Annotated in this window: 12 protein-coding genes; 3 read left to right on the forward strand and 9 right to left on the reverse strand. The window is 32.9% G+C overall.

Annotation, left to right across the window (positions count from 1 at the left end; genetic code table 11):
- Nucleotides 1–21: 21 nt before the first annotated feature.
- On the forward strand, nucleotides 22–489 hold the full coding sequence (locus FEM21_RS03215; RefSeq protein WP_035657716.1) for a tRNA (cytidine(34)-2'-O)-methyltransferase: 468 nt from the start codon (nucleotides 22–24) through the stop codon (nucleotides 487–489).
- Nucleotides 490–571: 82 nt separating this feature from the next.
- Here the strand turns inward: FEM21_RS03215 and FEM21_RS03220 are convergent, their stop codons facing one another.
- The 3 genes from FEM21_RS03220 to truA all read right to left on the reverse strand — a co-directional run bounded on the left by FEM21_RS03220 (nucleotide 572) and on the right by truA (nucleotide 3,954).
- Nucleotides 572–1,357, reverse strand: coding sequence for an ABC transporter ATP-binding protein (locus FEM21_RS03220; RefSeq protein WP_035657718.1), 786 nt, complete (start codon nucleotides 1,355–1,357; stop codon nucleotides 572–574).
- 4 nt (nucleotides 1,358–1,361) lie between these two features.
- A complete protein-coding gene (locus FEM21_RS03225; protein ID WP_035657719.1) occupies nucleotides 1,362–3,116 on the reverse strand; it encodes an ABC transporter ATP-binding protein in 1,755 nt (584 codons plus the stop codon).
- 97 nt (nucleotides 3,117–3,213) lie between these two features.
- Entirely contained in the window at nucleotides 3,214–3,954 is a 741-nt protein-coding gene (truA, locus tag FEM21_RS03230; RefSeq protein ID WP_035657723.1) for a tRNA pseudouridine(38-40) synthase TruA, read from the reverse strand.
- Between the two features lie 183 nt (nucleotides 3,955–4,137).
- Between truA and FEM21_RS03235 the strand changes: the two genes are divergently transcribed.
- The gene (locus FEM21_RS03235; protein WP_035657725.1) at nucleotides 4,138–4,635 is read left to right on the forward strand and encodes a metallophosphoesterase family protein; all 498 of its coding nucleotides are present in this window, start codon (nucleotides 4,138–4,140) and stop codon (nucleotides 4,633–4,635) included.
- Here the strand turns inward: FEM21_RS03235 and FEM21_RS03240 are convergent, their stop codons facing one another.
- The 3 genes from FEM21_RS03240 to FEM21_RS03250 all read right to left on the reverse strand — a co-directional run bounded on the left by FEM21_RS03240 (nucleotide 4,636) and on the right by FEM21_RS03250 (nucleotide 7,531).
- Complete coding sequence (locus FEM21_RS03240) at nucleotides 4,636–6,330, reverse strand: tetratricopeptide repeat-containing sensor histidine kinase (protein WP_035657728.1); 1,695 nt, start codon at nucleotides 6,328–6,330, stop codon at nucleotides 4,636–4,638.
- 26 nt (nucleotides 6,331–6,356) lie between these two features.
- The gene (locus tag FEM21_RS03245; RefSeq protein ID WP_035657729.1) at nucleotides 6,357–7,016 is read right to left on the reverse strand and encodes a response regulator; all 660 of its coding nucleotides are present in this window, start codon (nucleotides 7,014–7,016) and stop codon (nucleotides 6,357–6,359) included.
- Between the two features lie 101 nt (nucleotides 7,017–7,117).
- Nucleotides 7,118–7,531, reverse strand: a complete 414-nt coding sequence (locus FEM21_RS03250; RefSeq protein WP_035657731.1) for a DUF4293 domain-containing protein — start codon at nucleotides 7,529–7,531, stop codon at nucleotides 7,118–7,120.
- A 185-nt stretch (nucleotides 7,532–7,716) separates the two neighbouring features.
- On the opposite strand from FEM21_RS03250, the gene rho reads away from it, so the two are divergent.
- Entirely contained in the window at nucleotides 7,717–9,516 is a 1,800-nt protein-coding gene (rho, locus tag FEM21_RS03255; RefSeq protein ID WP_035657734.1) for a transcription termination factor Rho, read from the forward strand.
- A gap of 91 nt (nucleotides 9,517–9,607) precedes the next feature.
- Here the strand turns inward: rho and FEM21_RS03260 are convergent, their stop codons facing one another.
- The 3 genes from FEM21_RS03260 to FEM21_RS03270 all read right to left on the reverse strand — a co-directional run bounded on the left by FEM21_RS03260 (nucleotide 9,608) and on the right by FEM21_RS03270 (nucleotide 14,378).
- The gene (locus FEM21_RS03260) at nucleotides 9,608–10,822 is read right to left on the reverse strand and encodes an RsmB/NOP family class I SAM-dependent RNA methyltransferase (protein WP_035657736.1); all 1,215 of its coding nucleotides are present in this window, start codon (nucleotides 10,820–10,822) and stop codon (nucleotides 9,608–9,610) included.
- A 224-nt stretch (nucleotides 10,823–11,046) separates the two neighbouring features.
- Nucleotides 11,047–11,934, reverse strand: coding sequence for a dienelactone hydrolase family protein (locus FEM21_RS03265; RefSeq protein ID WP_035657739.1), 888 nt, complete (start codon nucleotides 11,932–11,934; stop codon nucleotides 11,047–11,049).
- Nucleotides 11,935–12,062: 128 nt separating this feature from the next.
- Complete coding sequence (locus FEM21_RS03270) at nucleotides 12,063–14,378, reverse strand: TonB-dependent siderophore receptor (protein ID WP_035657741.1); 2,316 nt, start codon at nucleotides 14,376–14,378, stop codon at nucleotides 12,063–12,065.
- Nucleotides 14,379–14,397 lie beyond the last annotated feature (19 nt).

Below are 14,397 nucleotides of genomic sequence, written 5' to 3' on the forward strand. Positions count from 1 at the left end.
AATATCAAATCTTAAAATATAATGCTCAACATCGTTTTAGTAGAACCCGAAATCCCTAATAATACCGGAAACATTGGTCGTTTGTGTGTAGGTACCGAAAGTCGTTTGCATCTGATTCATCCGTTTGGGTTTGTTATTAATGATAAAAACTTGAAACGTTCCGGTCTGGATTATTGGGTACACCTTGATGTTACCGAATATCAAAATGTAGACGAATGGATGACTCAAATTACTGATAAATCAAGAGTCTTTCTAATGAGTTCGCATGCCGAAAAATCATATTTAGAAAACGAATTTCAGGATGGAGACTGGTTGGTTTTTGGAAAAGAAAGTGTCGGATTGAGTAAAGAATTTATGGCATTGTTCGAAAAAAAGAACCAATTGACAATTCCGATGTCTTCTTTAATCCGTAGTTTTAATATCGCTAATTCAGTTGCTTTTGTAGTAGGAGAAGCGAAGAGACAGATTGCAGTTCGCAGTGGTCAGTAGGCAGATTTCAGTATTTAGATTTTAGATTTCAGAAAATAGAATTTCTTAGTGAACTTTGCGAAAAACTTTGTGCTCTTTGTGTTTAAGAAATCACAAACTTCCCTTTTTCAGGGTCAAAAACAATATGTTCGTCTTTGAACAAGTTATTAAAACTTCCTTTAGAAATTAAATTACAAGGCTGGTCCTGAACAACAGTTCCTGGAGTCATAATAATCATTTCGTCACTCAATTGAATAGCCATATCAATATCGTGTGTCGAAAATAGGATACATTTTTGGGTTTCCTGAGTGAGTTTTTTCAGGAGTTTAAATAAGGCTACTTTGTGCAGTAAATCCAAATGCGTTGTAGGTTCATCTAAAATAATTAATGGCGTATCTTGTGCCAAAGCTCGTGCAACAAGAACTTTTTGTAATTGTCCGTCGCTTATTTCATAATGTTTTTTGGAAGCCAAATGTTCAATTTGCGTAAGCGCCAAAGCGTAGTTCACTTTTTCTACATCTTCATCGCTCAATGTTCCAATCCAGTTAGTATAAGGTTGTCTTCCAAGTGCAACCAATTCGAAAACCGTTAAATTACTTGGCGGTAATTTTTCTGTTAGTACTACGCTTAAATTTTTGGCTAAAGCCAAAGCATTCATTTCATGAATACTTTTTTCGCTCAAAAAAACAGTTCCTGAAATTGTTTTTTGGATTCCGGTAATAGTACGGAGTAAAGTTGATTTTCCAATCCCATTGGCACCCACTAAAGCAATTAGTTTTCCTTTTTCTAAGGTCAAATCAATATTAGAAGCTACAAGCGTTTGCGTCTTTTTATGAGTGTAGCCAATGCTTATATTTCTTGCTTCTAAAATGATATTACTAGTATTCATTTGACTATTGTGCTAATGAAAATTGGGAATCGTATAAGTTTTTATAATATCCGGATTCTTTAATAATTAATTCCTGATGTGTTCCTTCTTCAACGATTAATCCTTTGTCCATAACCACAATTTTATCAGCATTGACAATGGTTGCCAGACGGTGTGCGATAACAATAGAAGTTCTTCCTTTCGTAATAGTTTCTGTAGCACGCTGGATCAATTCTTCAGAGTAAGTGTCGATAGATGAGGTCGCTTCGTCTAGAATCAAAATACTAGGATTACTCACATAAGCTCTTAAAAAAGCAATCAATTGGCGTTGTCCTGAAGAAAGCATTACACCACGTTCTTTCACGTCAAAATCATAATTATCAGGTAAGCTCATGATAAAATTGTGAACGCCTATTTCTTTGGCAGCTGCATACACTTTTTCTCTTGTAATTTCAGGATTATTGAGTGTAATGTTATTGTAAATGGTGTCAGCAAATAAGAAAACATCCTGTAAAACAATAGCGATTTGTTTTCTAAGTGAGCTTAAAGTGTAATTTTCAATGTCTTCATTGTCAATACAAATAGTTCCGCTTTTTATTTCGTAAAAACGATTCAATAAATTGATAATGGTTGATTTTCCTGCTCCTGTAGATCCTACAATTGCTATGGTTTCGCCGGCTTTTACAGTTAAATCAATTCCTTTAATAACTTCTTCGTTGTCAATGTAGCTAAAACGAACTTCTTTGAACTGGATATTTCCGTCAAATATTGGTGCTTCAACAGTTCCGGTATCCTGAATTTGATCCTGAGTATCAATAATTTCAAAAACACGATTAGCAGCAATCATTCCCAGTTGCATCTCATTGAATTTATCTGCAATTTGACGCAAAGGATTGAATAACATTCCAATAAACATGGTGTACGAAAATAAATCTCCAAAAGTGGTGAAATTATCTCCGTTTAAAATTTTGATTCCTCCGTAAAGTACAATAAATCCAAGTGTTAGTGATGAAATAATATCGGCAATAGGGAAGAAGATAGAGTTGTAAAGAATTGTTTTTATCCAGGCATTTTGATGTTTTTCGTTAATATTCTTGAATTTTTGAGATTCAATTTCTTCTCTGTTAAACAGTTGAACAATCTTCATTCCGGTAACACGTTCCTGTACAAAGGTGTTCATATTGGCAATTTGTGTTCGAACTTCTTCAAAAGCAACCTGCATTTTGCGTTGAAAAATTCGGGTAATAAAAACCAGAATCGGCATGGCAACAATAACAATCCAGGTTAATTTCCAGTTCATGTAGAACATAAAAATAAGAACTACCACCATTTTCATCAAATCACTGATGATCATGAATAATCCCTGACTGAAAATACGTGCGATAGATTCGATATCAGAAACGGAGCGGGTTACGAGCTGTCCCACAGGAACCAGATCGAAATATTTCATTCGGAAACTTAAGATATGTTTGAATAATTTAATTCGAATATCTTTTACAATATCCTGTCCCAGCCAGTTTGCCCAATACACAAAATAAAATTGAGAAAAAACCTCCAGCAAAAGTACAATTCCCATCAAACTGATGTAAAACAAAAGGCCTTGCGCATCTTCAGTCTGAATGTAATCATCCACTGTTCGTTTCAATAAATACGGACGTAAAGCTGCAAAAACAGACAATGAAATGGCATAAATAATCACGCCATTAAAGCGCCATTGATACGGTTTTGTATACTGCAATATTCGTTTGAATAATCGGGTGTCAAATGCTTTTGCTTTCATTTTTTTATTTTAGTCCTTAGTTTAGTACCTAGTTCTCAGTCCTTAGTCCTTAGTTTTTATTTGTGGAATAAATTTACTAAGGACTAGGCACTAAGGACTAATCCTCTATATAAGGATATTCAATTTTAGTTAAATACAATCCGTGCGCTGGTACCGAAAAACCGGCTTTGTCTCGGCTTTTACTTTCGATAATAGCATTAAAATCAGCTAATGTTATTTTGTGTAAACCAATATTTACCAATGTCCCTACAATAGAACGAACCATATTTCTTAAAAAACGATTGGCCGAAATGGTGAAAATTAGTTTGTTACTTTCTTCTTTCCAATATGCTTCAAAAATAGTACAATCGAATGTGTTTACATCAGTATTTACTTTAGAGAAGCTTTGAAAATTAGTATGATTGAATAATAATTTGGCAGCCTCATTCATCAAATCAATATCTAAATCCTGAATGAAATACCAACTCTGATCTTGTAAAAATGCATCTTTAAAGGTATTAATATGGTATTCATAAGTTCTCTTAGTAGCGTCAAAACGACAATGTGCATCATCGGCTACCGCGAAAATTCCATATATAACAATATCTTTAGGAAGGTAAGAATTGAGTTTGTGAATTAATTTTGGAATATCAAAAGGAGTTTCAAAATCAAAATGAGCATACATTTCTCTTGCATGAACACCAGTATCAGTCCGTCCGGCTCCCATTAAACTAATTTCAGCATTCAGTAAAACCGAGAAAGCTTTATTGAGTGTTTCCTGTACCGAAGCGGCATTAGGCTGAATTTGCCAGCCATGATATGAAGTTCCGTTATAGGCTAATTTTATAAAATATCTCAAGAGTAGTGTTCAGTAATCAATGTACCGTAAGCAAAGCTGAGCATGTTCATTGAAAAATTAATATGCACAAATTTACAAAGTTTTATCTTAGTTGTTGTTTAAAAAATCCTAAAACTAAAAAGGCTAATCTCCATTGTAATATGATAACTTTGTTGTTTCACTTTTGAATTACTTTTCGCTGCAATGAAAAAAATCCTTTTACTTTCGGATACACACAGTTATATAGATGATGTTATTTTAAAATATGTTAATCAGGCTGATGAGGTTTGGCATGCGGGAGATATTGGCGACTTGAAAGTAACGGATACTTTGAAAAAACTTAAACCTTTACGTGCGGTTTATGGTAATATTGATGATGGCCAGGCACGTTTAGAATTTCCGTTGCATAATCGATTTATGTGTGAAGATGTTTCGGTTTGGATAACACATATTGGCGGTTATCCGGGGAAATACAATCCGAATATAAAAGCGGAAATGTTGACTAATCCTCCTAAATTATTCATTTGTGGACATTCGCACATTCTTAAAGTAATGTTTGATAAAAAAAACAACCTTTTACACATGAATCCCGGTGCTTGCGGAAAAAGTGGTTTTCATCAGGTACGTACGATGTTACGTTTTGTAATTGAAGGTGATAAAATAAAAGATTTAGAAATTATCGAATTGGGAAAAAGAGCATAATTAGCTTTTATATTCAATAGGTGCTATTATTTTGATGGTAGTTCCTTGTTTTGGCTTCGAAATAATTTCAAATTTTCCATTCATTGTATTAATTCGGGCTTTAATTTGGTTTAAACCAAAGCCTTCAATAGTTTTATATTGTTTGGTTTCAAAACCTACACCGTTATCTTTAACAATGATGTGTAATTGCGAATCAATTTCTTTTAAACTTAAAATAGAATTTGTTGCTTTACTGTGTTTTGTAATGTTGTTCAATAATTCGCTGATAATAAAATACATTTTCATTTCGTAATCTTCATTATAACGGGTTTCCGAAGAAACATTGCTTGAATATTCGAAGTGAATAGTAGAATTTGACGACATTTCACATAAATCATTAAGGGCATAAAATAGTCCAAAACGAGCCAATAATGATGGTAAAAGCTGGTGTGATAAGTCACGTATTTTATAATGCGTTTGTATAAGAATGGCTTTGGTTTTTGTTATTTCGACCGAATCGTTATCATTTTTTGATGAAAAAATAGTTAAGTGTAAAGCCGCCGAAGAAAGCAGCGCACTGATATTATCATGTAAAAAGGAAGCGATTTTTTTTCGTTCCATTTCCTGACCATTTACCGATGCTGTAATGATACTTTCCTGAATTTTACTTTCAAAATCCTTGAGTTTGTTGTTTTGTTTTAATTGTTTGTTTTGATAATAGAAATAAGAAAAAATAATAACAAGCAATAAAATAGAAATGATAACAATGCTAATCAATTTATTTTTAGATTGTTTCTCAATTAAAATCTGGTGATTTGTTTTGTATTTTGTTTTAATGTCGTCAATCTCTCTTTTGTATTCATCAATTTCAAGATTAATACCAGCAACGTTTAATTTTTTTAATTTTTCCTGATCGTTCAGTTGGTCTGAAATTTCATTGTAAGCAGTAAGATTTTCGTATGCCTTTTTATATTGTTTTGTTTTGAATAAAAACTTAGCATATTCCTGATGGCTATGAGATAAATCGCTTTTTTCGTTTCCTTTTTTGCCTAAATCAATGGCTTTTTCGAAATAAAATTCGGCTTTTTTATTGTTGTTAAGATGTGACTGATAAACGCCATTTAGCATATTTAAGGCTACAATAGTAGTTTCGGTTCCATGTTTTTTATGGTATTTATTAATATAATTGAGATAAGGTAAGCCTAAGTCAAATTTATTAATGTCAAAATAAGCCCAGACTATATTGAGTTTTGTAAAAACAATCTCCGAAGAATCAGCAATTATGGTGCTGTATTTTAATGATTTTTTGTAATGATAAATACCTTTATTATATTCTTTTTTGTCAAAACAATAAATGTTTCCTAAGTTATTGTTGATCCAGTTTTTTAGAAGATTGTTATTGGTTTTATTGGCATAGATAATTGCCTTTTTATAATAAAATAAGGCTTTTTCATATTCGGCTAGTTCGTCAAAATTAGCAGCAATTGTGTTGTAAGCCAATGCAATTAAATTGTCGTCTTTTAAAGAAATGGCATTATCTAAGGCTTTTCGACAAAGGATTAAAGACTTTTCATAATTACCGGCACGCATTAACCGGGTAGCTTTTTGTGTGTTAACAGCAGTTTCGTGTTGAATAGAGCTTTTTGTTTGAGCAAAAGAATTTGCACAACAAATAAACAAAACCAATAATATGCTGTAAATGCGTTTGTGAAGCATAATTAATTTATGGTGACTATGATTTACTAATTAATCAAATTATTTTTTAGAGCAAATTTGACGATGCTAATAGTATTCTTAGCTTTTAATTTTTTTAAAATGTTTTTACGGTGTGTTTCTACTGTATTTGTACTAATAAAAAGTTTTTCAGAAATCTCTTTTCCGCTATATTCTAATGCGATTAAAGTGATAATCTCGATTTCTCTTCCGCTTAATTGATAATCTGGACTTATACTGGTTTTGTTAAGCTTCGGATTCTTTTTAGTCGCCGATGTAAATATAGTTTCACGTACCTGACTACAAAAATATTCTTCGCCGGTGCTTACTACCTGTATGGCTTCGACGATATTTTCTCCGGCACATTGCTTGGTTAAATATCCGCTAGCGCCTAGTTTCATGACTTCCTGAATTATTTTAATATCGTCATAAGTTGATAGTACAACCACTTTGCAGGGAAAACCTTTTTTAGAAAATTCTTTCAGGACTTCGATACCGTCTTTTTCAGGCATACTAATGTCTAAAACTAAAATGTCTGTAGCATTATTACTTACTTCTTCATAAAGTGTGGTTCCTTGTAACGAAAACCCAACCACATTAAAATTGGGAATAGAATTCAATAAAGTACGCATACCGTCAATTAATACTTTATGATCGTCGGCTAAGTGAATTCGTATTGTGGTTTCCATAGGTGATTTCTAATAGTTTCAAATGTATAAAAAAAATAACACAAAAAAACCCGAATTTTCATTCGGGTTTTCTTCGCACTAATAAATTAAAATTTATAGGTTTACCTCAATCGATCCACAGATTTTACAAGATCTTCGTCCTTTTTGATCGCTTTATTAGCTAAAACTAATGCAACGATTGCAATAATAGGTAGAAACATCCCAATACCTTTCTCAGAAACTACAGGAGCTTCTCCAGATAAATTTAGTGAATGATATAAAAACAATCCTAATAAAATCAAATTTAATATTATGTTCAATCTGTTAATCACAAATTGATTTTGTCTTTTCTTATAGGATAAAATACTCAGTATCGAAAATGTTGTACTTAAACCAAACAAAACAGTATAAATCTGACTTTGCATAAAATAAAAAGATTTACCACCACTTAAAGTCCATAACGGAAAAATAAAAGGTAAAACTCCTGTAATTATAAAAGCAAGAAGTAAATATATTGTTTGAATTCGTTGTATCATTTTGATCAATATTGTTCTACAAAAATATATTTTCTTTTTTTAAAATACTATTGTATGATTAAATTTTATTCGTATTATTGCAACACAATACCGTAAGCACTTCATACTGCGGTGAATTCAAAATAAAAATCACACCCAATCTTTTTTTCAAGATTCCCCAATTTAATTAAAATCATAGAACATTCATGTTTGATATTTCGGCATTAAAAGAAATGAAGCTTTCTGAGCTTCAACAAATAGCTAAAGCTGCTAAAACAATAAAGTTTACTGGTGTAAAGAAAGAAGTTTTAATTGCAAATATTTTGGATTTTCAAAAATCTTTAGCTGCAGAAAATGTAACTGAAGAAAAAGCAATACCGGTAGCTGATGCTGATGATACGGCAAAAAGAGCACGTATTGTTCCGGCAAAGAAGCCAGCAAATCCAAAGATTAAGGCAAAAGTTGCTGTTGAAAAAGAAGAACAAGTTGTAGAAAAAGATTCTGAAAAATTGGATTTTCCTGCAGAAGAAGTAGTCGCGAAAGAAGAACTAAAAGCAGAAAATGAAGCTGTTGCTGTTGAAAAACCAAAGGCGGTAAAATTTAATAAGGCTACTTATGAAAAGAAAATAGCTTTAAAAAAAGATAAAGAAAATAAGGATGCTGGTACAGAAAATCCTGTTGCTGCTGAAGGAAAGCAAGAAGATGCTGTCGCTGAAGTTGTAGCTCCTGCTGCTCCGCAAAAGAAAATCAATCCGAATCAACAAAATAAGCAGAATCCGAATCAGCAGAATCAGAATTCGAATCAAAACGGAAACCAAAATCCAAATCAGAACCAAAACCCTAATTTCAAAAATAAAAAGAATAATAATTTCAGAGATTCTGATTTTGAATTTGATGGAATTATAGAAAGTGAAGGTGTACTTGAAATGATGCCGGATGGTTACGGATTTTTACGTTCGTCTGATTATAATTATTTAGCTTCTCCGGATGATATCTATTTGTCAACGTCACAAATTAGATTGTTTGGCTTAAAAACCGGAGATACTGTAAAAGGTGTGGTAAGACCTCCAAAAGAAGGAGAAAAGTTTTTCCCTTTAGTACGTGTGTTAAAAATCAATGGACACGATCCTCAGGTTGTTAGAGATAGAATTTCATTCGAACATTTAACACCAATATTTCCATCAGAAAAATTCAAATTAGCCGAAAGAGACAGCAGTATTTCAACCCGAATTATCGATTTGTTTTCTCCAATAGGAAAAGGGCAGCGTGGTATGATTGTAGCCCAGCCTAAAACAGGTAAAACGGTGTTATTGAAAGAAATAGCCAATGCTATTGCGGCAAATCATCCAGAAGTATATCTTATTGTTTTACTTATTGATGAACGTCCTGAAGAGGTAACAGATATGCAACGTTCGGTTAGAGGAGAAGTAATTGCTTCTACTTTTGACAGAGAGCCGCAAGAGCATGTAAAAATTGCTAATATTGTTCTCGAAAAATCAAAACGTTTAGTTGAATGTGGTCATGATGTGGTGATTTTGTTAGATTCGATTACACGTTTGGCCAGAGCTTATAATACAGTTCAACCCGCTTCAGGAAAAGTATTAAGTGGAGGTGTGGATGCCAATGCGCTGCAAAAACCAAAACGTTTCTTTGGTGCTGCCCGTAATGTTGAAAAAGGTGGTTCGTTAAGTATTATTGCAACTGCTTTGACCGAAACAGGTTCTAAAATGGATGAGGTAATTTTCGAAGAATTTAAAGGTACAGGTAATATGGAATTGCAATTGGATCGAAAAATTGCAAACAAACGTATATTCCCTGCTGTTGATTTGACTTCATCAAGTACACGTCGTGACGATTTACTTCTGGATAAAGATACGCTTCAAAGAATGTGGATTATGAGAAAATACCTTTCTGATATGAATCCGGTAGAAGCAATGGAATTTATCAATGATAGATTTAAGAAAACCAGAAATAATGAAGAGTTTTTGATTTCGATGAATGACTAAAATAATATCAATTTTAATATCAATAAAAAACTCCAATTTCAAATTTGAAATTGGAGTTTTTTTATTTTGCAAATTTATTTCTTTTTGAAATTTAAGCTTTTCTTTCTAATAACGCCATGTAAAAACCGTCAAAACCAGATTCTGAAGCCAGAATTTTATGATCCTTTATAAAAGTAAATTGTTTTCCAATATCAGTAGTTAAAAAACGCTCAACTTGTTCCTGATTTTCAGATGGAAGAATAGAACAGGTTGCATAAACTAATTTTCCGCCTGGTTTTACAATTTTAGAATAACTTTCTAAAACTTCCGATTGTACTTTTCGAATATTATCAATAAACTCAGGTTTCAATTTCCACTTAGCATCAGGATTTCTTTTTAAAACACCTAATCCGCTACAAGGTGCATCAATCAATACACGATCTGCTTTTTCGTGCAGTTTTTTGATAACTTTAGTAGTATCAATGATACGGTATTCGATATTGAAAGCACTGTTTCTCTTAGCTCTTAATTTTAATTGTTTTAATTTGCTTTCGTACAAATCCATCGCAATCAATTGTCCTTTATTTTCCATTAAAGAAGCAATGTGCAAGGTTTTTCCGCCAGCACCAGCACAAGTATCTACCACACGCATTCCCGGTTTTACATCCAGAAAAGCAGCAACCAATTGTGAATTAGCATCCTGAACTTCAAATAAACCTTGCTTGAAAGCATCGGTCATAAAAACATTGGCGCGTTCTTTTAAAACTAAAGCATCAGGCTGGTCTTTTAGATATTCGGTTTCGATATCTAAATCCATTAAGATAGCTCTTAGAGCTTCTTTGGTTGTTTTTAAGGTATTGGTTCTAAGAATTACTTTGGCAGGTTGATTTTGAGCTGTGATTTCTTTTGCCCAAACTTTTTCGCCTAACTCTTTCACACCTAATTCATCCATCCAGTCAGGAATAGATTCTTTGATAGCTCTGGTTTTTGATAATTCGTCAAAACGTCCTTTAATTTTTCTTTCAGGAGTTCCTTCCAGCTGACGCCAATCTGGAATTGGGTAACCTCTTAAAACTGCCCATACGGCAAACATTCTCCAAAGATTATCTCTGTCAAATGGTTCTTTTACTTCTGCAATTTCAGCATATAATCTTTTCCAGCGAACAATTTCGTAGATAGTTTCGGCAACAAATTTTCTGTCGGCACTTCCCCAGCGTTTGTCTTTTTTTAATGCTCTTGCTACTACTTTATCGGCATATTCTCCTTCATTAAATATTGCATTTAGAGAATCGATAGTAGTATATACTAAGTTTCTGTGTAATCTCATTTTAATTATTTGAACTGCAAAGGTACTATTAAATGATTTGAAAGTGAATTAAATTTTTAATTCTGTGAAAATGATTTATTCTTTTAGGAGTATTGATTTTTTTTGGGTTGTATTGAAGAAAAATTACCGCAAATTCGCAAATTTTATATTACAGTTATTCTTGAAATAATTTGCGAATTTGCGGTAAATAAAAATGAATTTGTTTTATCTGTTATTGGAATTTTTTATTTTAATTTTTCTTTGAAAAAATCAATTGTTCTTGTCCATGCTAAAGTAGTTGCTTTTTCATCATAACGAGGTGTGGTATTATTATGAAATCCGTGATTGACATTGTTATAAAAATAAGCTGTATGAGGAACTTTATTTTTGTTCAAAATAGCTTCAAAAGCTGGCCAGCCTTCGTTTACCCGAGTATCTAAACCTGCATATTGTAATAATAGTGGTGTTTTGATCTGTTCGGCTTCTTCGGCTGTGGGTTGTCCACCATAAAAAGGAACAGCAGCATTGAGTGTTGGAATTTTTACCGCCATCAAATTGGCAATCCAGCCTCCAAAACAGAATCCAACTACGCCAATATGACCATTACAATCAGGATGATTTTTTAAATAATGGTAAGCAGCAATAAAATCTTCTAGCATTTCGTAACGGTCTCTTTTTTTCTGCAATTCTCTTCCTTCATCATCATTCCCAGGATAGCCCCCTAGAGGAGTTAAAGCATCAGGAGCCAAACTAATGAAGCCATCGACGGCTGTTCTTCGACCAACATCTTCAATATAAGGATTTAAACCACGGTTTTCGTGAACAACAATTACTCCGGGTAATTTTTTATTTGTTTTGCTTGGTTTCGAAAGTAGTCCTTTGATTTTTCCGCCTCCTTTGGGTGAATCATAAGTAATATAATTAGAATCTATCCTTGGATCGTCTGGATGGATGGTGATTGAATTGACATAATCAGGAGTGATGAAACTTAATAAAGAGGGTAATGTTAAAGTGCCTATGGCAAATACCGAAAGCTTTTCGATAAATTGTCTCCGTTCTATTTTATTGTGAGCGTAATCGTCATATAAGTCAAATATTTCCTGACTGATATCTTCTTTGGTGATTTTTTTCATAGTTTAATGAGTTGGTTTTCAAAACAGTTTAAATATACTTATTTATTTGATTGATTAAAAAAGCAAAAGAGCTCCTAAAAATAGGAGCTCTTTCTCAAAAAAAATAAAAGATAATAATCCAATAGCGATTATAATTTATATTTAAGGCTTGCCATTACCTGACGAGGAGCAATTGGGTTTACACTGTAGTTTTCGTGGACAGTGTAATTCAACTCATTTGTAATGTTAGATAATTTACACAAGATTGAGAATTTTTTCCATTCGTATCCTGCAGAAACGTCAACTGTAGTATAACCTTTAACAGGTATTTCTCTATACCAAATTCCTCCTGGTTTAGTTGAATCATATTGATTGTTCCATCCTCCAATTCTGTCGCCAATGTAGTTTCCAATTGCTCCTACAGAAACTCCCTTTAATATTCCAGAAGGAATTTTATAGAAGAAACTTAGGTTTGCTGTGTTTTGAGGTGTTCTTGCTACACGATCACCTTCAATAAAACTACCATTAAGTCCTGAAGTTTTTGTGTAACGCATATCGTTGTAGCTATAACCTGCATGGATATTGAATCCTTCAAAAGGTCTAGCAGTAACATCTACTTCAACACCATCACTTTTTGTTTCTCCACTCATTATTTTAATGTCAGTATTAGTGTTTGGGGTAACACCGTCTTGCATAAAGGCAGCTGTTTGAACTAAATTGTTATTTTTAATTCTGTATACAGTAACATTAGTACTTAAAATACCTTTGAATAAGTCGGTTTTAATACCAGCTTCATATTGATCTATGATAGAAGGTTTTAGTGGTTCTCCACCGTAAGTATTCCCTGTGTTAGGAGTAAACGAGTTAGAGTAACTTCCGAATAAAGAAATTTCTTTTGTAGGTTGTAATACTAATCCAACTTTAGGAGAGAAAGCATTATCTAAACGTTTCGCAGCAGCTGTAGGAGTTGCATTTTCATAAGCTATTTTAATTTCGTTTTTATTAGTAACTTGATTTTTTGCAATTAGTTCGCTAGTTGTTGTGGCCTGACTTTCTTGCCAAGACCAACGAATACCCGCTAATACTTTGATGTAATCAGTAATTGAAATTAAATCTTGAAAATAAGCTCCAAAACGTTTTGAATCTGTAACTACTAATCTGGTTGTTCTGGATGGAAATGGTACAATAGTGCTTTGACCATCATAACTATAATCTAATAGATTTGTAGGATCAGTTTCAGTTGTAATCAAAGTTTCTGGAGAATCAGGATTGTAGAACCCAAAAGTATAACTAGAAGCGATTGAATTTTCCCAATCAGCACCAGTAAATATTTGATGCTTTATACTTCCTGTGTTGAAAATTCCTTGTAAACTCAATTGGTCTCCAAATATTCTTTCTAGGTTTTTGTTTCTTGTTAAACCTCTTTTCCAATTAACTTCTTGTACGCCGTTATTTGTTGTGAAAGCTAAATTTGATAATTGAGCTGTAGATAATTGTGTTCTATTGTAGTTTTGGAATGATGAATTGAAAGATAATTTCCAATTGTCATTAAAATCGTGGTTGAATAATACCGATGCACTAGCTGATTTAGTATTACCAGTTGACCAAAGTGCTCCAAAATTTATATTACGAGGAATATCTAATATTTCTGTTCCTACTATTCCTGTTCCAAAATCAGGAGTCCAATCAGCGTTTAAGTAATCTCCTTGTGCAGTAATTTGAGTTTTTTCGCTTATTTTGAACAAAAATGATGGATTGAAGTAGAAACGTTCATTTTTAACATAATCTCTGAAGCTTTTTGCGTTTTCATAAGATCCTACAAATCGGTAAGCAATTGAATTGTTTAAAGGACCATAAAAATCTAAAGTTGGTTTGTAGTAATTATAGCTTCCTGTTTGCATACTAATTTCTCCTCCTCTTGTAAACTTAGGAGTTTTGGTTACTAAATTTAAAATTCCTCCAGGAGCAACGTTTCCATATAATAAGGCAGAACCTCCTTTTAAGAATTCTACCTTTTCTAATGACGCAACTTCTGGAATAGATCCTGAATTGAAACGGAATCCATTTTTGAACATATTGTTAGCTCCCATATCATAACCTCTCGACCAGAAAGATTCCTGAGCGCCACCACGAGCTGAACCTACATAAACACCATTAGCATTTTTGATAACTTCGCTTAAACGAATAGCTTGTTGTTGTTCGATTACCTGTCCATCAATTACCTGAACGCTTTGCGGTAAATCCATTGGTTTGATACCTGATCTTGAAGCCGAAACTGGTTTTTGCAGTTTGTTACTTGTTACTGTAACTTCTTTAAGGATGTGTCCTTTTTTGTTTTTTATAGTGTCAAAAGGAGTTGAGAAGGCTCCTTTTGTACTATTGTGCTCTACTGAAGCAACTATTTCTTGTGCTTGCGACGATAGAGAAAATAATAATACTAGTGAGGGTAGTATAATTTTTTTCATGATTTAACTTATTTGGATT

This window comes from Flavobacterium seoulense, assembly GCF_000695795.1.
GTDB lineage: Bacteria > Bacteroidota > Bacteroidia > Flavobacteriales > Flavobacteriaceae > Flavobacterium > Flavobacterium seoulense.